Below are 21,361 nucleotides of genomic sequence, written 5' to 3'. Positions count from 1 at the left end.
CCTCCCCGCTCAGGCCGTGTCGACGCGACGGCGCCGGATTGCCGTAACCCCAACAGGTACGGCTACCAGTGCGAGGAGACCGACACCGGCCCACAGACCCGCTCCGGACGCCATCGGCATGGGCGGAGCCGCCACGCCGCACACGGCGGCGCCGAGGTAGAGATCACCGCCGGTGCCCGCCACTTCGAGGCGCATGTGGACCCCCGCGACTTTCAGGGTGCCGTCGGGGTCGGTGATCTGCTCGTTGAGGGTCAGGGTGGCGATCCCGGGGAGGCCGACAACGGTGTTGGGGGCCGGGTTGAGCGGGAGGGTGGCGCCGGTGATCGCCACGTCGGTCAGCGCGGTGGTGCCGGTGACCCCGACTTGGGTGGCGTCGCAGGAGACCTTGATCGCGCCGATGGTGCCCAAGCCGGACAGCACGAGCACGACATCGGCGAGACTGGCCTCGGCGTGCACCACACCGGTGTCGTCGTCGCGGGAGGCGGCGCTGGAGGCCACCCCCGCGGTGGCCACACCGGGCGCGTCGACCGAGGCCAACTGCGCGGTGGCGGGCCCGCCGGTGCTGCTGAGCGCGAGCGGACCGACGTCGGTCACCGCGCCGAGCAGGGAGAGCCTGCCGACGGCGACGAACGCCGTCCCGTCACCGGGGGCGGCCAGCGCCGGGGTTGCGCCCGCCAACAGGGCGGTCGTGACGACCACGCCCGTCGCGCAGGCACGGCGAAGCCAACGCTTGTACATCCATTTCCTCCAAGGGATTCGAGAGTCGCCGCCCACGAGATCCGCACGGGGAAGTGCGGCGGGGACCGGGGCTTGCGGTGGGCGTATCGCCGGCACCCCCGGCAAAGAGCACACATCTGACCCGAAGCAACCCGATCGTGTGGATCACGACCCGGTTTCGGATTTCCGCTGACGCTGAGTAGATCAGCTACCGGATCACTATCACTCAGATCGCGGATGTAGCCCTGGTGGTGGGGTTGCCGATGGAATTCCCGAAGCGTCGGGTAAACGGCGCGCTGGGCATGTGAAGGGAGCAGCGGTGGCTCAGGCCCACTCGCTGCCGGTGGCCCGATCCTCGACCAAGCTCATCGCGGTGCCCCTGGTGGCGCTCGCGGTGGCCCTGGTGATCGGCAACCGGCTGTACCGGACCGCGGAGATGGCGCTGGCGAGCGGGATCCTGCGGATGATCACCTCGTCCGGGGTCTACCTGGTCCCCGAGCGGCAGACCGTCTACTTCGGACTCGGATCCGGCACCGCGTTCGGGTTGCGGATGAGTCCGGAGTGCACCTCGGCGTTCCTGGTGCTGCCGCTGCTGCTGGTCTCGGCGGTGATGATCGCGTTGCGCGGGCGCATCGCCGGTCGGGTGCTCGCGGCGCTCGCCGTGGCGAGCGCGGTGGTGATCGCGGTCAACCAGCTGCGCGTGCTGACCCTGGTCGGGCTGATCGACTGGCTCGGCACCGACCAGGGCTACTACTGGGGCCACACGTTCCTGGGCTCGATGGTCAGCGTCGTCGGCGGCGCGGCCGCGCTGGTCCTGTTCGTGTGGCAGGCCACGCGGTGAACCTCCCGCTGCTGCTCGGCTTCACCCAGGCCCTCGCCCTGACGATGAGCGTCGCGTTCATGACCTACGTGTGCCTGATCGTGGTCCCCTACCTGCGGCACCGCCGCGCCGCCCCCGGCGATCCGCACCGCCTGGAGTGGCACTTCTTCGTCCCCTGCCGCGACGAGCAGGCCGTCATCGGCGCGACCGTGCGCTACCTGCGCGGCACCTTCCCGCACGCCCACGTCTGGGTGATCGACGACGACTCCACCGACGGCACCGTCGCCGAGGTGCACGCGCTGCAGGGCCCCCGCCACGGCGGCGACCGCCTGCTGCACCTGGTCTGCCGCAAGCTCCCCAACGCCCGGACCGGGAAGGGCGCCGCGCTGAACTCCGCCTACCGGGCCCTCAAGAGCTGGATGGGCAAACACGCCGACACCGACCGAGCCATCATCATCGTCGTCGACGCCGACGGCCGCCCCGCCCCCAACTGCCTCTCCACCTGCGCCGCCGACCACCTCTTCGGCGACCCCCAAGTAGGCGCCGTCCAGGTCGACGTCCGGATGAGCAACCGCGGCACGCCCCCACCCGGCGGGTCGTACTGGGGCCGCAAGTTCGGCCTGGCCATGGTCCGCATGCAAGACCTCGAGTTCCGCAGCGCCATCGCCGCGATCCAGATGTCCCGGGGCAAGACCGGCACCATCGCAATGGGCGGCAACGGCCAATTCACCCGCTTGTCCGCCCTGGACTCGATCACCCACGCCCTCGGCCCCTGGCGCGGAGCCCTCCTCGAGGACTTCGAACTCGGCGTCCACCTGCTGACAGCGGGCTGGAAAACCGGGTTCACCATGGACACGCACGTAGACCAGGAAGCCCTGTACAGCCTGCGCCGCTTCCTAGCCCAACGCACCCGCTGGGGCCAAGGAACCATGCAATGCGGCCGCTACGTGCGGCGAATCTTCGACTCCACCCACTTGTCGACTTTGGGGGCGGCGGAGATGTTGTACTACCTGGCACAGCCATGGATGCAGCTGCTGGGCACGCTGATCTACCCGATCCCGTTCTTGCTACTGGGAGCACGGGCAGTGACAGACTTCGACGCGGTGTGGTCGTGGTTCACAGGCGGAGCCTGGTTGCTGTTCTTGACCTACGGCGCGTTCGGACTGCTGCCGTTCGTAATCTGGGGCCCGATCTATAGGCGCCGGTGCGAGCCGGGCAAGGGAATGTTGCGATCACTGGCATACGGCCTCGCTTACGCGGTGTACATCTACACGTTCTACATCACGTCGTGGCGAGCGGTGACGCGGTTGGTCCGAGGGCAAAACGGGTGGAGCAAGACGCGCCGGAACGAGGAAGGTGGGGGTGGAGTGGTGTCGTTGGATCACTAGTGCGTACCTATAGGCGGGATGGTTTCCTGCTGCGCGGTTTCCTGCGGGTTTACTGCATGCGCGGTTGACTGTCCGCGGGATCGGCCGTTCGCGGTTGACTGTCCGCGGTTGTCCACAATGAGGCTGGCTGTCCACAGGCGACTGTTCGCGGCTGCCGTTGTGTCGGTGTTGCTCGGTAGGCTATATATCGGGGCTTCTCGATTAGTTGATCTTACCCTGAGGGTTGCCGTTGCCGTGCGATGCTTGGTTGTCCACAACGGTTTCGGTTGTCCACAGGGTGCCGTTCGCTGCTCCCGTTCTGTCGGCCCGTGTCGATAGGCTGTGCATTGGGGGCTCTTGTGGCGGATGATCTTGTGGGCTTGTTGTTGTTTGTCCACAACGGTTCTGGTTGTCCACAGGGTGCTGTTCGGCGCTCCCGGTTGTCGGTGCTGCGCGGTAGGCTGTGTATTTGGGGGCTTTCGATCAGGTTGATCTTGGCGTAGGCCGTGGTTGGGAGTGCGGGGCAAGGGATTCGGGCCTCCGCCTTCGGCTCCGGGAAACGCCTCGTCGCCTGGCGGCAACATCGGCGGGAAACGCGACAATGCGTGCAGCTCGATGGGGCGAACTTATTTTGCGCGGGGCCCTTACAACACCCGACGCAGAACCGCAAAGCAGGGGCCCAAAAGCAGGCCCTGCCGCTGACGACGCTACGGGTGTCGTCCCCCCACGCAAAACAAGTCCGCCCCATCGAGCCGGCCTGGCACCAGCGACTCCGACTGTCCAGGTGCTGGGAAGGTGGGTTGGGGCGGACCTGACGGCAGCTGGGATGGCACCGATGGGTCCGAGGGGCGCGGGGCTGAGCAGGTGGGCAGTCTGACGGGGCCGGATTGGCGTCTCGGCTTCCGGGGGTTCAGGGGCCGCGCAGGGAGCCGAGGGGTTGGCCGTGGCTGAGCGGGCAGGGGGAAGCCGCCTGATGGGTTTGAGTTTCGGGGGAGGTGTGGGGAGGCGTGCTGTAATGAGCAGCGCTGGTCCGGGGAATCTCACCTTCCCCGGACCAGCGCCTACCTCACACCTGTTCCAAGCTGAACCGCTCCCGTTGCGGGTCGATCGCCAGGATTCGGACCGTCACGGTGGTGCCCACGGGCAGGGTCTGCTCGTAGGCCAGACCGGTGACGCCCGCGTATTCGACCCAGGAGCCGAAGGGCACGGTGCCGGTGACCACGCCATCGATGACGTCGCCGACCTTGTGCTTGGACTCGAAGTTCGACCAACTCATTGTTTCTCACCTCCTCCCGCCACAAGCGATTCCGTCGAGAACCTGTGGCGGAGGGGGCGGGCCGCGGGCCCGCGGGGTGATCAAGCCAGGGCCGGGCGCCCGTTCTGTGTGCGGCGCGTGGCCGACCCGGCAGTCATGGCGAAGACACTAGCAAAGCGGGTGCCCGTTAGTCATGGGCTGGGTTGCACGTCACCGACCCCAGGGTGATCGAGCCGCTGCCGGGGGCCGGGGGGCCTGCCGGGTCGGCGTCCGGGTAGAGCCAGATCTTGGCGGCGTGGACGGTGACCGAGCGGTCCGGGGCTTCGGCCTCCAGGACGTCGTTGAGCACGACCTTGGCGATCGGCGGGTCCTCCGGGAAGAAGCCCGGTACCAGGATGGTGTGGTTCGGGGGGATCTCCTCCGGTATCTCCAGGCCGGTGACGCCGCCGAGGGTCACCGAGCTGGTCACGCCGCCCTCGTCGTTGGTAGAGCAGGAGACGGAGAAGGTGGCGATCTTCAGCGCCGGGACGCCCGCGACGTTCTCCCGGTTGAGCTGGAACTGGCGGCCGTTGACCGTCGCCGACGCCGAGCCGGTGGCCGGGTCGTAGGAACACGTGCTGCTGCCCAGGCCGTAGCTGACCAGGCCCTTGTCCGAGCTCTGGCCGGTCGTCGTGCCGATGCCCGGACCACCCGCGGCGCACGGGGCGAGCGGGCCGATGTCGATCGCCTCGGTGCCGACGAGTGCCATCGCCGCACCGACCGTGCCGCTGCTGTCGGCGGGAACGCTGGCCTCGGCTGGTGCCGTGAACGCGAGCAGGCCGGTCGCCGCCGCCAACACGCCAGTGCGCAGTGCCCTGACCGGTGACATGTCGAACTCCCTCCGCGAAGTGAACGATCCTCTCGTTCCGAGTGGATCGCGTGCGCGGGCCCGATGCCACGCGGGCGGCCAGAGTCACCCGGGAGAACCGGACCGCCACCCGGACAGGGGACACCGGCGGCCGGGTGGGACTGGGAACGGGACTGACGGGCCCCACGGGTACCGTCTCCGCCATGCCCGACTCCCTGCCCTCGCTGCGCGAGCTGCTCGCCACCGCGGTCGAGTCGGTCGGTGGGGCGGAGCGCAGTGGCCAGGTCGAGATGGCCGAGGCGGTGCACGCGAGCATCCGCACCGGAGACCACCTCGCCGTGCAGGCGGGTACCGGTACCGGCAAGTCCTTGGCCTACCTGGTCCCCGCGATCCGACACGCGGTCGCCAACGGTAAGTCTGTCGTGATCTCCACGGCCACCATCGCGCTGCAACGTCAGCTGGTCGACCGCGACCTGCCCCGGCTCGCTAAGGCACTGACCAAGCCGCTTAAGCGGACCCCGACCTTCGCGATCCTCAAGGGCAGGCGGAACTACCTGTGCCTGCACCGCCTGGACGGGCCCGCCGAGGAGCCGGACGACCAGGTGCTGTTCGACCCGTTCGCGGTGTCGCGGCTCGGGCGCGAGGTCGGCAGGCTGCGCGAGTGGGCGAGCGAGACCGAGTTCGGTGACCGCGACGAGCTGGTGCCCGGCGTGTCGGACCAGTCGTGGCGGCAGGTGTCGGTGTCGGCGCGCGAGTGCCTCGGCGTGTCGCGCTGCCCGGTCGGCACCGACTGCTTCGCCGAGCGGGCGCGGGCCGAGGCGGGCAAGGCCGATGTGGTGGTCACCAACCACGCGCTGCTGGCCATCGACGCGCTCGGCACCGCGCAGGTGCTGCCCGAGCACGACGTGGTGATCATCGACGAGGCGCACGACCTGGTGGACCGGGTCACCTCGGTCGCGACCGGCGAGCTGTCGGCGACGGCGGTGTCGATCGCCGCGCGGCGGTCCGGGAAGTTGGTGACCGACGAGGTCGCCGACCGGCTGATCGAGGCAGGCGAGGGCCTGGCGATGCTCCTGTCGGAGGCCCCCGCGGGCCGGGTCGACGACCTGCCGGAGCCGGTGGCGGTCACCTTGCAGGCGATCCGCGACGCCGCGCACGGTTGTGTCATCGCGATCGGACCGGATCGCAAAGACGACCCCGAGGCGGCCACCTCGCGCAAGCTGGCGCTATCAGCGCTTGAGGAGGTCCACGACACCGCAGTGCGCATCTTGGAGGCGTTTGGCGCCGAGGATGCCAAACTGCGCGATGTCGTGTGGGTGAGCGGAGACATCAACGCCGCTGGACCCCGGCCGGTTTCGCTGCGGGTAGCGCCGTTGGGCGTGGCGGGGCTCTTGCGGGAGAAGCTCTTTGGTGAGAACACCACCGTGTTGACCTCGGCGACGCTAACTCTCGGCGGCACGTTCGACGCCTTGGCGAAGCAGTGGGGTCTGCCGGGCAAGCAGCGGGTGGGCGTCAAGGCAGAGGGAACCGCGAGCGATAAGGAACCCTCCGACGACATCCGCTGGAGCGGTATGGACGTCGGTTCCCCGTTCGACCACCCACGGTCCGGCATCCTCTATACCGCCCGTCATCTACCCCCTCCCGGACGCGATGGGCTACCGCCCGCGTACCTAGAGGAGTTGCGCGAGCTGGTTACCGCTGCCGGTGGCCGCACGCTAGGGCTGTTCTCGTCCATGCGCGCCGCTAAGCAGGCCACGGCCGAACTGCGCGACAAGGTCGACGTGGACATCTTGTGCCAAGGTGACGACTCGACCGCGCTCCTGGTCAAGAAGTTCGCTGAAAACCCGCCCACCTGCCTTTTCGGCACGTTGTCGCTGTGGCAGGGGGTGGACGTGCCGGGGCCGTCGCTGACGCTGGTCGTGATGGACCGGATCCCGTTCCCCCGCCCGGACGACCCGCTGGCCTCGGCGCGGCAACGCGCGGTGGAGTCCAGGGGCGGCAACGGGTTCCTCACGGTCGCCGCCACGCACGCGGCGCTGCTGCTCGCCCAGGGCGCGGGCCGGTTGCTGCGGTCGATGGACGACAAGGGGGTGGTCGCGGTGCTCGACCCGCGGCTGGCCACCGCCCGCTACGGTGGGTTCCTGCGCGCGTCGCTGCCCCCGTTCTGGCCGACGACCGATCCCGAGGTCGTGCGGGCCGCGCTGCGCCGACTGGCGGCGGCGAGCTGAGTGCAGTCCAGATGCGGGGCGCCGGTCGAGATGCCGAGCGCTCGTCGAGATCCAGTGCAGTTCCAGATTCCCAGCGGAGGACGCGTGTCAGTCATTCCCGGCGACGGCTCTGCCATGCCCGACGGCGGCATCACGGTGGACGACAACGGCGTGCGCAGAACGCTGGCCGACGGCACCGAGGAGGCGGTGAGCTGGACCGACCTGGCCGAGGTCGCCATCCGCACCACCCCGGAGGGGCCGTGGAAGGAAGACGTGTTCTTCCTGCTCATGCGCACCGGCGGCGGTGGCTGCGCGGTGCCTGCCGGGCACCCGTCGGCCGATGACCTCATGGCGCGCCTGCAGTCGCTGCCGAACTTCGACAACGACGCGTTCATCGAGGCCATGACCACCACCGAGGACGGCCTGTTCGTCATCTGGCAGCGCGACTGAGCGTGACCGGGCGCCCGGGGTGGGTTACGGCCACTGGGCGATGACGGTGACGGTGCCCGGGGCGACCTCGGTGAACCCGGCGTCGCGAACCGCTGTGGTGCCGTGCTCGCGCCACGCTGTGTCCGGGTCCGACCCGGGATGCAGTTCACGCCAGCGGGCCGTGGTCGGGGTGCGGACGGCGCAGCGGAAGTCGTTGGTGGACCAGGACTTGAGGTCGTCGGAGCGGTCCGATGCGTGCAGCAGGGCGGCGAGCAGCATCGTCGCGTGACCGACCTGGGCGGCAGCCTTGCCGACGGTCATCGCGACGTCCGGGTTGAGCCAGAGGACCGGGGTGGCCGCTGGGACCGGCCCCGGGGTGTCCTCGGGTAGTTCGCTGCCGGAGATCTGCAGGCGGGACAACACTTTCGGCGACTCGACGACCAGACCGGGGACGAGCGCGCGGGCCTCGGCACCGTCGACGGAGACGGTGATGCCGGGCAGGTCTTGCACGGCCTCCCAGTGCGCGCCCCTGGCGCGGCGGGCGACCTTGCGGATCCGGCCGCGGACCCAGGTGTCGACGTCCTCGTGCCACGGGCCGTCCGGGGTGGCCGCCCGGTCGTCGAGGCAGACGGCGATGGCGGCGGCCGCGGCGGCTTCGAGCAGCGGGGTGCGGGCGGGCTGGGGGTCGCGCTCGACGCGCAGGACGACCGGCATGGCGCGGACCAGGGCCGGGTCCTCGTCGCCGGTGTCGTTGGTGGCCTCGGCGGGCAGGCGCAACCAGGTGGCGTACCGGGCGGCGAGGGGGTCGAGGATGTTCAACGGAGTTCCCCAGTGATCGTGGAAGCCTGTGCCACCAGCCTACTCGGGCACACCGACAGGAACCGGGGTCGCGAGGCGGGGCCTGTGGACAACCGGTTTCGGCGAGGCGGTGCGCACCGCGCCCGCGCAGGCGGCGACCACGAGCCCGATCGCGGCGATGTCGGTCAACGCGAGGGTCTGGTCTAGCAGGAAGAACCCCGCGGCGGCGGCAAGAGCCGGTGCCAGGCTGGTGAGGACGGCGAACGTGGACGGGGTGAGCTTGCGTAGCGCTAGGAGTTCCAGTGTGTAAGGCAGAACTGACGCGAGCACGGCGACGGCGACACCGAGGGCTAGGACGACCGGGTTGAACAACCTGGCTCCCGCATCGGCCAGTCCTATAGGCAGGCTGAAGGCGGCGGAGACGGCGAGGGCAAGCGCGAGCCCGTCGGCCTTGGGGAATCGGCTGCCGGAGCGTGCGGCGAGCAGGATGTAGCAGGCCCAGAGCACGCCTGCGACAAGCACGAAGCCGACTCCGATCGGGTCTAGCCGGTCGAACCCACCCCGGCCGAGGAGAGCGACGCCGCCCGCGGCCAGTGCGGCCCACATCCAGCTACTCGCTCGCTTCGCCGCGACCACTGACAGCGTAAGAGGGCCGAGCACCTCAAGGGCGACTGCGGCGCCGAGCGGGATGCGCGCGATCGCCTGGTAGAAGCACATGTTCATGCAGGCGAGTACGGCACCGAACGCCAGGACGACGAGCCAGTCCGCTCGGCTGTAGCCGCGCACTTTTGGCCTGCACACCAGGCACAACAACACGGCGCCCAGCCCGAGCCTCAGCGCGACCATGCCCGCTGCCCCCGCCTGCGGGAACAAGCGCGCGGCCAAGGCCGCACCGATCATCTGGGCCACCAACGCCCCCAACACCATGCCCACACCCACGGCGTCCCCGCCTCGCTCACTGGTCACGACAACGACGCTAAGGCCGCTCGATCGGCGGGTGAAATGCCAGTTCAGCAGGGGTTATGCTCTACAGACATGACCGTGGAGTTGCGGCACCTGCGGGCCTTCCTCGTGATCGCCGAGGAAGGCAACATCACGCGCGCCGCGGCCCGGCTGCACACCGGTCAGCCCGCGTTGTCGCGCACGTTGCAGGCGCTAGAGGCGCATTTGGGCGTGCGACTGGTCGACCGGTCTACGCACCACTTGCGACTAACTGACGCCGGGCGGGACTTCCGAGCTCGAGCAGCTACCGCTGTTGCAGCAGTTGATGCGGCTCTAGACCCGGCCAGGGCAGGCACTTGGCCGCTTCGCTTGGGGCACTCTTGGTCTGCCTTGGGTCAACACACGGCGACGGTGATGCGGCTGTGGCAACGAGCCCACCCCAAGATGCCCCTAGAACTGTTGCGTATGGACGATAGGTCCGCCGGGCTCGCTTCCGGCCGTGTCGACGCTGCCCTCGTCCGCAATCCCGTACGCAGCAACGGCGTCCGCAGTGTCCACCTCTATGACGAACCCCGCGTAGCCGCCGTCTCCGCCGACAGCCCCCTGGCCGAACACCCCACCCTCACCCTCGCCGACCTGGCAGGCCACCCGGTGATCGTCAACCCCACCACCGGCACCACCACCATCGCCCTCTGGGACACCACCCACCGCCCCACGACAGTCCTAGAGGTAGACAACACCGACGACTGGCTAGCAGCCATAGCCGCCGCCCAAGGAATAGGCGTCAGCTCAGCCGCCACAGCCACAATCCACCCCTTCCCCGGCGTCGTCTATAGGCCGCTGACGGATGCTCCTGCACTACCGCTGCACCTGGCCTGGAACGACCCGCCGAGCCATCCAGCAGTCACCGAACTGGCGGCTTTCATCCGCGAGACCGCATCTCGACAGCAGGATCCACCGCCGAGCCCAAGTTCCTCACAGGACTGAACTCAACCTCGGTTAGACGCGTTCTGGGTCTAGGCCGTCGGCTAGGTCGGCGGCTTCGATTTCTGAGCGGGTTACGCCTAGGACGAAGAGGACGGCGTCTAGGTAGGGGTGTGACAGGGCGGTGTCGGCTACTTCGCGGAGGGCGGGTTTGGCGTTGAAGGCGATGCCCAGGCCCGCGGTGGCCAGCATGTCGATGTCGTTGGCGCCGTCGCCGACGGCTACGCATTGGGCTAGGGGGATGTGGAAGGCGTCGGCGAAGTGGCGGAGGGCTAGTGACTTGCCTTCGCGGTCGATGACCTCGCCGACGACGCGGCCGGTCAGGACGCCGTCGACCACTTCCAGTTCGTTGGCGGCCTGGAAGTCCAGTTCCAGGTCGGCGCCGAGGATGTCGATGATCGCGGTGAAGCCGCCGGAGACGACGCCGCAGCGGTAGCCGAGGCGCTTTAGGGTGCGGATGGTGGTGCGGGCACCGGGGGTCAGTTGGACCTCGGCGGCGACCTCGGCGAGGACGGTGGCGGGCAGGCCCGCGAGGGTGGCCACGCGGCGGTGCAGGCTCTCGGTGAAGTCGATCTCGCCGCGCATGGCGGCCTCGGTGATCTCGCGGACCTCGGCCTCGCACCCGGCCTTGGCGGCCAGCATCTCGATGACCTCGCCCTGGATCAGGGTGGAGTCGACGTCGAAGACGATGAGGCGCTTGGCGCGGCGGGCGAGCAGGTCGCGCTCCACGGCGATGTCCAGGCCGACCTTGACCGAGAGCCTGGCCAGGACCGAGCGCAGCGCGGCGTCGGCGGCGTCGGTGTCCTCGGGGACCGAGACGCGCAGTTCCAGGCCGGTGACCGGGTAGTCGGCGACCCGGCGGATGGTGTCGATGTTGACCTCGATGGCGGCCAGCTTCCTGGTCACCTCGCCCAGCGCGCGGGCGCTGACCGGGCGGCCGAGGACCACCAGCACGTGCGTCGAGCCGGAGCCGGGCTGCGGGTCGACGCCGATCTCCACGCCGACCCGCATGGCCACGGTGGCCATGGCTTGCTCGACGGACTCCTGCAGGCCCTCGGGGTCGTGGTCGGTGCTGACGAGGGCGCCGAGCACCAACTGGCCGCGGATGACGACCTGCTCGACGTCCAGGATGTCGACGCCGTGCCTGGTCAGCGCGGCGAACAGCACCGAGGAGACCCCGGGCTTGTCCGGTCCGGTGACCGTGATCAGGACAGGGGTCTGGCGGGGACCAGCTGAGGTGGACACGATCCGGTGACTCCCATGACGACTGGCCGGGCGCCGCCACGGCGTCCGGCTGATGGGTGACTGCGCGTGGTGCGGGCTGCGGCTCGTCCCCCGGCCGGGTCACGGCGGGTGCGGTGCCTGCGGTCCCCGGCGGGGGTGGTGCGCCCTCGGCAGGCGTCGTCGGCTGCCGTCAGCGCGGGGACCGGGTGAACTGGCCCTGGTCGGCGCACGTGGCAGGCGCCTTCGACTGCCGCCGACCGGACCGGGAAGTCCACAGTGGATCTTCCGGAAACGCGAAGACGGGTGGAGCGAAGGCAGCTCGCGCGCCTGGGCTCCACCCGTCTCAGTCCTTCCACCGGCTCCGCTCGGTCAGCGCCCAGCGGCCCGGTTGGCTCAATTGGGCAACGTGGGGTCGCCCTTCGAGATCTCGTCGGGGTTCATCTTCTCCGCTACCACCTCGGAAGGGGCCGGTTTGTGGCCGTGGCCACCCATCAGCCCGACGTACTTGTCCGCCTCGGCCACCTCCCGCATGTGCGGGTAGTGCAGGTCGAACGCGGGCCGCTCGGAGCGGATCCGGGGCAACTCGGTGAAGTTGTGCCGCGGCGGCGGGGAGCTGGTGGCCCACTCCAGGGAGTTGCCGTAGCCCCACGGGTCGTCGGCGGTGACGATCTCGCCGTAGCGGTAGCTCTTGAACACGTTGTAGATGAACGGCAGCGTCGAGGCGCCGAGGATGTACGCGCCGATCGTGGAGATCATGTTCAGCGTGGTGAAGCCGTCGGTCGGCAGGTAGTCGGCGTAGCGGCGCGGCATGCCCTCGTTGCCCAGCCAGTGCTGCACCAGGAAGGTGCCGTGGAAGCCGATGAACGTGGTCCAGAAGTGCAGCTTGCCCAGCGGCTCGTCGAGGAACCGGCCGGTGATCTTCGGGAACCAGAAGTAGATGCCCGCGAAGGTGGCGAACACGATCGTGCCGTAGAGCACGTAGTGGAAGTGCGCGACGACGAAGTACGTGTCCGACACGTGGAAGTCGATCGCCGGGGCGGCGAGCAGCACGCCGGTGAGACCGCCGAAGAGGAACGTGACCAGGAAGCCGACGCTGAACAGCATCGGGGTCTCGAAGGTCAGCTGCCCCTTCCACATCGTGCCGATCCAGTTGAAGAACTTCACGCCGGTCGGCACCGCGATGAGGAAGGTCATGAAGGAGAAGAACGGCAGCAGCACAGCGCCGGTGGCGTACATGTGGTGCGCCCACACGGTGACCGACAGGGCCGCGATGCCCAAGGTGGCGTAAACCAGGCCGCGGTAGCCGAAGAGGGGCTTGCGGCTGAAGACCGGGAAGATCTCCGAGACGATGCCGAAGAAGGGCAACGCGACGATGTAGACCTCGGGATGGCCGAAGAACCAGAACAGGTGCTGCCAGAGGATGACGCCACCGTTGGCCGGGTCGAACACGTGCGCGCCGATCTGCCGATCCGCGAGCAGGCCGAACAGGGCCGCGGTGAGGATCGGGAACGCCAGCAGGACCAGCACGCTGGTGATCAGGATGTTCCAGGTGAAGATCGGCATCCGGAACATGGTCATGCCGGGGGCGCGCAGGCAGACGATGGTGGTCAGCATGTTGACCGCGCCGAGGATGGTGCCGAGACCACCGACCGCGAGACCGGTGATCCACAGGTCGGCGCCGACGCCGGGCGAGTGGATCTTGTCCGACAGCGGGGTGTAGGCGAACCAGCCGAAGTCCGCGGCGCCGCCCGGGGTGAGGAACCCGAACATGACGATGATGCCGCCGAAGAGGTACAGCCAGTACGAGAACGCGTTCAACCGGGGGAACGCCACGTCCGGCGAGCCGATCTGCAGCGGCAGCACGAAGTTGGCGAACCCGAACAGGATCGGCGTCGCGTACAGCAGCAGCATGATCGTGCCGTGCATGGTGAACAGCTGGTTGTACTGCTCCTGCGACAGGAACTGCTGGCCGGGAACGGCGAGCTCGGACCGGATCAGCATGGCCATCGCGCCGCCCACCATGAAGAAGGCGAACGAGGTGACCAGGTACATGATGCCGATTTGCTTGTGGTCCGTGGTGCGGAACAGCCGCAGCAGGTACGAACCCTTGGCCGTCTCGCGCGCCGGGTAGGGCCGCGTGGCGATCGGCTGCGGGGCTACTGCCGTCACTCCTGCCTCCTGCTGCTGGTGGTGGGCGTCCTCGGGCGGACCGGCAGAACGGCCCGTTGGGGGGATCGTAGCCCCGGCGGTGGGCCCGGGCTCGGGTGGGGACGGTGTGCTGTGGACAACTGTCGATCAGCAGTTGCCCAGCTCACACCGGCAGCACGGCGTACTGGCGCAAGGTCAGGTCGGTGAAGGTGACCGGGCCGCGGGGGCCGGGGACGCGGTCGATGTTGATCCCGGTCTCCGGCACGCCGAGCAGCTTGAAACCGTCCAGCAGGCGGGTCGGGGCGTTCCAGAAGACACCCGTTCCGGTGTACGCGGCGATGAACTCGTCGGCGCGGGCCCGGTCCGCGGTGACGATGCCCGCGGCGAGCCCGGAGGTCTCGGTGTTGGCGACGCGCGCGGCGTGCTGGAGGTCGTCGACCTGGGCGATGGTGACCGTGGCCTCGCGGTCGGCGTCCAGCGCCCACTCGTACCCGATCGCGTGGTCGTGCGGCGGCAGCGAGGCGGTGACCCCGGCCGCGGCCAGGGCGGCCTGGATGCCGGGCAGCGCGGAGTCGTAGACGTCGCGGTGGACCAGCAGCAGGTTGAGCCGGTTGCAGACGCCGAGCCGGTCGAGGCTGCGGGTGATGAGGTCCTCGGCGACGGTCGGGTCTGCCTTGGTGTCGTAATAGAGGACTCCCCCGCCGTCGGCGTGCGCAAGCGTGCGCACACCGGAAGCAGCGGCGCGGCGGCCGAGTTCACGGGTGCTCTCGCCGCTGCCGCGCAGGATCACGAGGGGAACGAGGTGCGGTAGGTCTACCAGCGCACCGGCAGCTTCACGGTCCGGGCTGGGGACGAGCTGGATGGCATCGGGGTCGAGACCCGCGTCGGACAAGGCAGGGGCAACGACGTGCTCGATGAGGGTGGTCGCGGAGCGCAAGGCAGCGGAACCGGTGCGCAGGACGCCCCCGTTGCGGGACTTCACCAACTGGGAGGCAACGTCAACGGTGACGTTGGGGCGGGCCTCGTAGTTGGCACCGATAACGCCAACAGGGCGGCGCAGCTCGACGAGCTTGAGGCCGCCTTCGAGGGTCCCGACCTGGCGGGAGCGCTGCGGGTGCGACACCGACGCGAGCAGGCGCAACTGCTCGGCCATCTCGGTGAGCCGCTGGTCGGTGATGCGCAGCCGGTCGAGGAGACCGCCGCTCATACCGGATGCCTCGGCGGCCGCGACGTCCTCGGCGTTGGCGGCCAGCACCCTGGCACGGGCGGAGGACAGCCGCGCGGCCATCTCCGCGATGGCGTTGTCGATCGTCTCGTCATCCGCGCCTGCCAACGCCGGCGCCGCGGCGAACGCCCTGGTCGCGCACGCGGAGACGAGCTCGCCGATGGTGGGCTGGTCGGTCACGGTCGATCCTTTCGCCTGGGGTGGAGCTAGGCGTGCAGTCTGCCGCATGGCCCCAGGCGACCTGCGCTAACCGCCGGGTCGCACGGTCGAGGAGTAGAACGCCGCGACGAACCGCAGCCGCTTCTCGTCGAGGTCCGGCCGCGGGTACACGGCGTTGACGAAGGTCTCCCCGTCGAACATGTGCAGCCCGGTGAACACCGCGACCTGCCGGATCTCGTCCGGCTGGGCGGCGATCGCCGGGATGCGCAGCGCGGTCAGGTAGATGTCCTTGGAGTAGGACTCGATGGTCGGCGCGAGCCGGGCCCGCAACTCGTCATCGGTGCGCGCGGCGAGCAGCAACTCGAACCACACCATGTTGAGCGGCGACCGGGACGCCTCACGGATGGCGCGCAGGACCTCGAGGAAGTCGCTGCCTTCGGTGAAGAAGGGGTGCACGCGGGCCAGGAAGTTCTCGATCTGGCGGCGCCCGACCGCCTCGGCCACGGTGACGATGAGGTCGAGGCGGGTCTCGAAGTGGCGGAACAGACCGCCGTGGGAGACACCGGCCCGACCGCAGATCTCCTGGACGGAGGCCTTCGCGTAGCCGACCTCGGAGATGGCGGCGATGGTCGCGTCGACGAGTTTGCCGACGGTGGCTTCACGGCGTTCGCGTTGGGTGCGTCGCTGGGGCCGCCCTTGTGCCTCGGTCATGGTGTCGACCTTTCGGTGGGGGTCTCAGGGAGCACAACGGGGGAAGGGGTGGGGAGGATTCGATGGGCGCCTCGGCGTGGGCTTGAGTGGTCGGAGCAGAGGGACCGGTAGTGGCTCTAGAGCAGGAGCCAGCCCGCGGCCAGGAGCACGGAACCGGAGTTGACCATGGCGAAGGTGCCCACCCAGAAGAAGCCGGGTGCTCCGGTGAGGCGGGCGAGCACATCGGCGTCCGAGTCCCGGGCCTGGCCTCGGCGGCGTTTGGTTTGGAGTTCGAAAACGGGGCGCAGGCCACCCAGGAGCAGGAACCAGGCGATCAGGTAGGCGAAGGCGCCTTGGATTTCGTCGGTGGCCAGCCAGGAGACGGCGAACAGGACCGCGCCGGTGGCCACTATCGAGAAGATGCCGTAGACGTTGCGGATCATGATGAGGACGGCGAACAGCAGGACCGCGCAGATCACCAGTACGGCGGTGACGCGGTCGGTGCCCAGCAGGGCGGCGAAGGCCAGGCCGAGCAGGGACGGCGCGACGTAGCCAGCCAGGGCGGTGCAGACCATCCCGGGGCCCTCTGGTTTGCCTCGGGAGACCGTGACGCCGGAGGTGTCGGAGTGCAGCCGGATCCCGGCCAGGCGGCGGCCCGCCAGTACGGCGATCAGGGCGTGGCCCGCCTCGTGCACGATGGTGATCACGTTGCGGGCGGGCCGCCAGAAGGCGTTGACCAGGACGAGCACCAGGGCGATACCGGCGGTGACCAGCACCATCGTGTTCGGTGGTTCCCACTGGTCGCCGAAGATCTGCTGCCAGAGGTCGTTGGTCGCGGCTGGGTGCACCCCCCGATCTTCCCTCAACCGAGGGGCGTGACCGGCGGGTACCAGTCAAGTGTCCGTTCGACGGCGCGGGTGAGCAGGCCCGCCGGGAGCAGGCGGACCAGGGTGTTGCGCCACGGAGCTCCGCTGTGGACGAGCTTGCCGGTGCTGAGGGAGCGGCGGGCGATGGACTGCGAACGGGGCCTGCGCAGGGCGTCGTAGCGGGGTAAATCATCCGCTAGGGCTGCCAGCGTCACCGCGTCCTCTAGCGCCTGGCAGCCACCTTGGCCCATGTTGGGGGTCATGGCGTGAGCAGCGTCGCCGACAAGAGCGACTGGGCCTCGTATGTAGGTAGACAATTCAGGCAGGTAGTAGAGGTCGTGCCTTAGTACGCCTTCGGCACGGTTGACGAGGTCCGGGATTGGGTCATGCCAGTCACCGAAGCGCTCGCGGAGTTCGGCTAGGTCGCCGTTAGGGAAGACGGTGTTCGGCGGGACTACCGCAGCGGCATAGGCATAGACCCGGTCGTTGCTCATCGGGAAGATGCCGAAGACTTGGCGGTCTCCCCAGGTCTCGCTGGCAGAGACGCCTCGCGCCGGTAGGACCATGCGCCATGCGGTGTGCCCGGTAGGGCGGGGCGGTTCGGCGTCCGGCCAGAAGGTGGCACGGACAGTGCTGCGGAGGCCGTCAGCGCCTATGAGCAGGTCGAACCGCTCGCCGTTGACGACCGGCTTGCCGTCGACGATCGCCAGGTCGTGAACCGGGGTACCGGGTCGCAGGACGCCAGGTGGGACCGCGCTGAGCAGGACGTCCAGCAGGTCCGCGCGGTGGACCATCGCCAGGTCCGCAGCCGAACTCCGCGCCAACCAGCGACCGTTCTTGTCCCGCAGCCCACCACTGCCCGGACTGGACCCCCTGGCACGAACCTGCGAACCGACACCGATCGCGTCCAGGGCCCGCAGCGCGTTGCGCCACAGCGAGATCCCGGCCCCGACCTCGGCGAACCCCGCCGCCTGTTCGAACACCACCGGGCGCCACCCCCGCTCGGCCAGGCCGATCGCCGTCGCCAGGCCCGCGATCCCGCCGCCCACCACCGCCGCTGTCCGCATGTCCCCTCCACAAGTCCTCTACATCTGTAGAGCACTCTACACTTGTAGAGTGCGACGGAACGAGATCACCGATGCGGCGATCGCCACACTCGCCCGCGAGGGCCTCAGAGGGCTGACCCACCGCGCTGTGGACCGGGAGGCATGCCTGCCGGAGGGCTCTTGCTCCTACTACTTCCGCACGCGTCACGCCCTGTTGGCAGCAACGGTCGAGCGGTTGGCCGACCTGGACGCAGATGAGCTCGCCCCGGTCACTCCGGTCCCAGAGCGGATCTCCCCCGAGCACCTGGCCGCGCTTATGGCGGGCATGGCGGAGCGGTCAGTGACGGTCAACCGGGACCGGATGGTGGCCAGGTACGAACTGTCTCTAGAGGCGACGAGGCGCCCGGAGCTGCGAGAGGCTCTAGTAGCCGTCGGCGAGCGCTACAGGGTCTTGGCGGCGGACCTGCTCGCCGCCGCAGGCGCCTCAGACCCGCAACGACAAGGCCGCGCCCTAGTCGCCTTCCTCGACGGCATGATCTTCGACCGCATCGCCGGGGCGGGCGCGACGCCGTTGGACGCCGATGCCTTCCGGGAGTCGTTCGCCGAGGCACTGCGGGGCGTTCTCGAGCGGTGACCGGCGCTCCTCGTCGGTAGCCTCCCCGCCATGGCGAACCTGAGCTGGATCCCGCGGGCGCTGGGGATCGCGACCGCCCTGTACGGGGCCGCGGTGGCGGTGCGGCCCGCCCTGATGGCGCGACCGACCGGGCTGGTGACCTCGACCGGTGAACCCGCGCGCGGGGTGGCGGTGCTGACCAGGAGCATCGGGGTGCGGGACCTGGCGACCGGGCTGGCCATGGCGGTCGCGCCCGCCGGGACCCCGCTGCGCACGGCGATCGCGGTGCGGGTGACCGCCGACGTGGCGGACGCGGTGGGGTTCGGGACCGGGCTGCCCGACGCCGAGGCGCGGCGCAACTCGGCGGTCGTGGCCGGGGCGTGGGCCGGGCTGTGCGCGCTCTCGGCGCTGGCCGCGGGGAAACCGGGCCGGGGTAGGTGATCGCGGCGTTTGGTTGCTCCCCGTTGTCGGTCTGTTGTGGTTGACTGGCTGTGGTCGCCCGCATCGCGCCGGTGACACACCGGGGCCCCACCGGGGTGTCCGCGGTTGTCACAGCGGCGGGGTGGGCGCGGCCGGGATGTCCGCACCAGCGGTCACCCTCCAGCAGGACGGCTAGGAGATAAGCATGGCCCAGGGCACCGTCAAGTGGTTCAACTCGGAGAAGGGGTACGGATTCATCGCCCCCGACGACGGCGGCGCCGACGTGTTCGTGCACTACTCGGAGATTCAGACGGCCGGTTTCCGGACGCTGGAGGAGAACCAGAAGGTGCGCTACGAGGTCGGTCAGGGCTCCAAGGGCCCGCAAGCCACCGGCGTGACCGCGGTCTGAGCGATCACGACCGAACGGGCCCCGCTCCGGATCACCGGAGCGGGGCCCTCGCGCGTCAGGCGACGCAGGGGTTGCCGGTGCTGTTGAGCGCCGTGCCCTTCACGCCGACCTTGGCCTCGCCGAGCACGACCGTGCCGAGCGCGGTGTCCAGGGCGAACGCCTGGCGGGTGTACTCGCCGTTGACCGTCGTGGTCGCGTTGATCCGCAGCTGACCGACGACCAGCGGGATCACCAGGGTGCCGCTGCCGACGGCGACGGTGAGCCCGTTGACCCGCAGCGACGCCACGTTCGACGAGGCGCTGAAGACCGGGCTGAGCACGCCGCCCGCGCCCGCGGTGCAGGTGAAGCCCGCGGTGGCGGTCACCGCCCCGACCTGGATGTTCGCCACGCCGAGCAGGCTGATCGTGGTGCTGCTGACGTTGGCCGTCGAGCGCGCCCCGTCACCCGCGGCGGGTGCGGACTGCTGGTTGTCCGGGATGAGGTCGGTCGTCGCGTCGACGTCGCCGGTGATCACGGTCAGGATGCCGTTGGGCAGGCTGGCGTTGATCAGCGTCTTCGTCTCCTCCGCGCACGGGTCGTTGGCCGAGTTGGCCAGCGCGGCCGTCACGCCGACGGCGTTGAGGATGACCAGCTTGGCCGCGGTCGCCTGGCAGGAGTAGCTGCCGTTGCGGTTGGCGTCGGCGATGGTGGCCGTCCCGGTGGCCTTGACGATCCCGGCGCCGGTCGCCGCGGACAGCACGACTTGGAAGGTCTCGGTCGGTTCGTCGAGCAGATCGGGCAGGACCGGCACCGCGATCGTCTTCGTGGTCTCCCCCGGCGCGAAGGTGAGCGTGCCGCTGACCGGGGTGAAGTCGGCGGTCGTGGCGGTGCCCGCGGCGGTCGCGTAGTTGACCGTGACCGGCGCGGTCGAGGCCGCGTTCAGGGTCACCGTGAAGACCGCCGACCCGACGTTGAGCAGCGTCGGCTCCTGAACCGTGACGTCGTTGATCGACAGGCCGAGCACCCGGATGGTGCTGGTCTGGGTGTAGCCGAGCGAGACGCCGTCGACCAGGTAGTCGACCACGCAGGTGTAGTTGCCCGGGCCCGCGCTGGGGCTGACCGTGATGGTCTCGGTGAAGCTGGCGACCTGGCCGCCCGCGACCGTGGCGCTGCCGATCGGGGTGGTGCTGACCGACAGCTCCGGGGCGCAGGAGGTGACGGTCGGGCTGACGGTCACCTTGATGCCGCGCAGGCCGTCGAGCAGCGCCTGCGGCACGCCCGCCGAGGAGACGTTGTTGATGAGGGCGCCGCCGGTGGCGTTGACCAGCGCGGTGGCCTGCTTCTTGCTGTCGAGGCCGGAGGAGTTCACCGCGATCACCCGGACCCGGGCGGCCTGCAGCGCGGCGATGGCGTCGTCGAGGGTGTAGCCGCCGCTGGGGTCGTGCGACGGCGCGTCGCCGAACATGGCGATCACCCGGGTGCTGCTGGCCCGGAAGCTGATGGCGCCGTTGGCCAGCCGGTACAGCGCGTTGATCTGGTCCTCGGGGAAGTCTAGGCCGCCACCGGCGACCCACTGGGTCGTCCCGGCCTGCACGGCCGCCACGTCCGCGGTGAGCTGCTGGTTGACCTTGAACGGGACGGCGTCCTTCATGTCCTTGAACTCCGCGACGCCGAAGCGGGCGGTCGGCTGCTCGGCGAGCACGGTGCCGGTGATGCTGCCGATGTTGGAGCGCACGTTGGCGATGGCCGCGCCCATGCTGCCGGTGGTGTCGGCGAGGAACACCACGTCGGGGTTGAAGGGGATCGTCGGGGTGGTCACGGCCTTGGTGATGGTCGTCGACCCGCCCGGGGTGAGCACGACGTCCACTGTGGAGGGCACGACACCCGGTGGCGCCGCCGTCGCCGGGACGGCGAGTCCGGCTGTGGCGGCGGTGATGGCGAGCACGAGCGCGAGCGGTTTCCCGACCGGGTTTCGCAGTAGGCGCACAGGTCCTCCTATCGGATGGCGGTTTCCCCCATCCGATCGTGGGCGCGGCGCAGGCAGCCCGCCAATGGGTAGACGGTCAGACCACCATTCCGGGTATCACCCCACAGGCCATCGGGTGACTCAACGGCCGCACTGGCCCACACCCAGTACATACCTGGTCGATTGTGGACCGCCCCGTCGAGCGAGCGGGCTGCACCACTGTGGACAGTGCGACGCGCAGTCACGTCAG

Annotated in this window: 20 protein-coding genes; 8 read left to right on the top strand and 12 right to left on the bottom strand. The window is 69.6% G+C overall.

Annotation, left to right across the window (positions count from 1 at the left end; all coding sequences use genetic code 11):
• Positions 1–9: 9 nt before the first annotated feature.
• Positions 10–738, bottom strand: coding sequence for a choice-of-anchor protein CoaP (locus LV75_RS10270; RefSeq protein ID WP_253886586.1), 729 nt, complete (start codon positions 736–738; stop codon positions 10–12).
• Between the two features lie 298 nt (positions 739–1,036).
• On the opposite strand from LV75_RS10270, the gene xrtP reads away from it, so the two are divergent.
• A complete protein-coding gene (gene xrtP, locus LV75_RS10265) occupies positions 1,037–1,558 on the top strand; it encodes an exosortase P (protein WP_253886585.1) in 522 nt (173 codons plus the stop codon).
• A complete protein-coding gene (locus tag LV75_RS10260; protein ID WP_486303609.1) occupies positions 1,555–2,925 on the top strand; it encodes an XrtP-associated glycosyltransferase in 1,371 nt (456 codons plus the stop codon). Before xrtP ends, LV75_RS10260 begins: the two co-directional genes overlap by 4 nt.
• Before the next feature lie 1,045 nt (positions 2,926–3,970).
• Here the strand turns inward: LV75_RS10260 and LV75_RS10255 are convergent.
• Together LV75_RS10255 and LV75_RS10250 are read right to left on the bottom strand one after the other, a co-directional pair.
• A complete protein-coding gene (locus tag LV75_RS10255) occupies positions 3,971–4,180 on the bottom strand; it encodes a hypothetical protein (RefSeq protein ID WP_253886584.1) in 210 nt (69 codons plus the stop codon).
• 166 nt (positions 4,181–4,346) lie between these two features.
• Positions 4,347–5,027 (bottom strand): choice-of-anchor P family protein, encoded by a 681-nt coding sequence (locus tag LV75_RS10250; protein ID WP_253886583.1) that lies wholly within the window; start codon positions 5,025–5,027, stop codon positions 4,347–4,349.
• Between the two features lie 182 nt (positions 5,028–5,209).
• Here LV75_RS10250 and LV75_RS10245 point away from each other — a divergent pair, with 182 nt between their 5' ends.
• Both LV75_RS10245 and LV75_RS10240 read left to right on the top strand, forming a co-directional pair.
• Positions 5,210–7,234, top strand: a complete 2,025-nt coding sequence (locus LV75_RS10245; protein ID WP_253886582.1) for an ATP-dependent DNA helicase — start codon at positions 5,210–5,212, stop codon at positions 7,232–7,234.
• Between the two features lie 93 nt (positions 7,235–7,327).
• Positions 7,328–7,663 carry a hypothetical protein gene (locus tag LV75_RS10240; RefSeq protein WP_372504162.1) on the top strand — a complete coding sequence of 112 codons (336 nt, stop codon included), beginning with the start codon at positions 7,328–7,330 and terminating at the stop codon, positions 7,661–7,663.
• A 24-nt stretch (positions 7,664–7,687) separates the two neighbouring features.
• On the opposite strand, the gene LV75_RS10235 is transcribed toward LV75_RS10240, so the two are convergent.
• Both LV75_RS10235 and LV75_RS10230 read right to left on the bottom strand, forming a co-directional pair.
• Entirely contained in the window at positions 7,688–8,461 is a 774-nt protein-coding gene (locus tag LV75_RS10235; protein WP_253886581.1) for a peptidyl-tRNA hydrolase, read from the bottom strand.
• 39 nt (positions 8,462–8,500) lie between these two features.
• A complete protein-coding gene (locus LV75_RS10230; protein WP_253886580.1) occupies positions 8,501–9,406 on the bottom strand; it encodes an EamA family transporter in 906 nt (301 codons plus the stop codon).
• 69 nt (positions 9,407–9,475) lie between these two features.
• On the opposite strand from LV75_RS10230, the gene LV75_RS10225 reads away from it, so the two are divergent.
• Positions 9,476–10,369, top strand: a complete 894-nt coding sequence (locus LV75_RS10225) for a LysR family transcriptional regulator (RefSeq protein WP_253886579.1) — start codon at positions 9,476–9,478, stop codon at positions 10,367–10,369.
• A 12-nt stretch (positions 10,370–10,381) separates the two neighbouring features.
• Here the strand turns inward: LV75_RS10225 and serB are convergent, their stop codons facing one another.
• The 6 genes from serB to LV75_RS10195 all read right to left on the bottom strand — a co-directional run bounded on the left by serB (position 10,382) and on the right by LV75_RS10195 (position 17,745).
• Positions 10,382–11,611 (bottom strand): phosphoserine phosphatase SerB, encoded by a 1,230-nt coding sequence (gene serB, locus LV75_RS10220; RefSeq protein ID WP_253886578.1) that lies wholly within the window; start codon positions 11,609–11,611, stop codon positions 10,382–10,384.
• 372 nt (positions 11,612–11,983) lie between these two features.
• Complete coding sequence (ctaD, locus tag LV75_RS10215; RefSeq protein ID WP_253886577.1) at positions 11,984–13,759, bottom strand: aa3-type cytochrome oxidase subunit I; 1,776 nt, start codon at positions 13,757–13,759, stop codon at positions 11,984–11,986.
• Between the two features lie 142 nt (positions 13,760–13,901).
• Entirely contained in the window at positions 13,902–15,143 is a 1,242-nt protein-coding gene (locus LV75_RS10210; protein WP_253886576.1) for an aldehyde dehydrogenase family protein, read from the bottom strand.
• A gap of 66 nt (positions 15,144–15,209) precedes the next feature.
• Positions 15,210–15,833, bottom strand: coding sequence for a TetR/AcrR family transcriptional regulator (locus LV75_RS10205; RefSeq protein ID WP_253886575.1), 624 nt, complete (start codon positions 15,831–15,833; stop codon positions 15,210–15,212).
• Between the two features lie 116 nt (positions 15,834–15,949).
• Positions 15,950–16,591, bottom strand: coding sequence for a M50 family metallopeptidase (locus LV75_RS10200; protein ID WP_253886890.1), 642 nt, complete (start codon positions 16,589–16,591; stop codon positions 15,950–15,952).
• A gap of 83 nt (positions 16,592–16,674) precedes the next feature.
• Positions 16,675–17,745: an FAD-dependent monooxygenase gene (locus tag LV75_RS10195; protein ID WP_253886574.1), complete on the bottom strand. Its 1,071-nt coding sequence runs from the start codon at positions 17,743–17,745 to the stop codon at positions 16,675–16,677.
• A gap of 49 nt (positions 17,746–17,794) precedes the next feature.
• Between LV75_RS10195 and LV75_RS10190 the strand changes: the two genes are divergently transcribed.
• From LV75_RS10190 to LV75_RS10180, 3 genes are all read left to right on the top strand, one after another.
• Entirely contained in the window at positions 17,795–18,358 is a 564-nt protein-coding gene (locus LV75_RS10190; protein WP_253886573.1) for a TetR/AcrR family transcriptional regulator, read from the top strand.
• Positions 18,359–18,388: 30 nt separating this feature from the next.
• Entirely contained in the window at positions 18,389–18,778 is a 390-nt protein-coding gene (locus tag LV75_RS10185; protein ID WP_253886572.1) for a hypothetical protein, read from the top strand.
• A 184-nt stretch (positions 18,779–18,962) separates the two neighbouring features.
• Positions 18,963–19,166 (top strand): cold-shock protein, encoded by a 204-nt coding sequence (locus LV75_RS10180; protein WP_092783594.1) that lies wholly within the window; start codon positions 18,963–18,965, stop codon positions 19,164–19,166.
• A 55-nt stretch (positions 19,167–19,221) separates the two neighbouring features.
• On the opposite strand, the gene LV75_RS10175 is transcribed toward LV75_RS10180, so the two are convergent.
• The gene (locus LV75_RS10175) at positions 19,222–21,132 is read right to left on the bottom strand and encodes a Calx-beta domain-containing protein (protein ID WP_253886571.1); all 1,911 of its coding nucleotides are present in this window, start codon (positions 21,130–21,132) and stop codon (positions 19,222–19,224) included.
• Between the last annotated feature and the right edge of the window lie 229 nt (positions 21,133–21,361).

It is taken from the genome of Actinokineospora diospyrosa (genome assembly GCF_024171925.1).
Taxonomy (GTDB): domain Bacteria; phylum Actinomycetota; class Actinomycetes; order Mycobacteriales; family Pseudonocardiaceae; genus Actinokineospora; species Actinokineospora diospyrosa.
The sequence above is the reverse complement of the archived record's forward strand: the minus strand, read 5'-3'. Positions and strand labels throughout refer to the sequence as shown.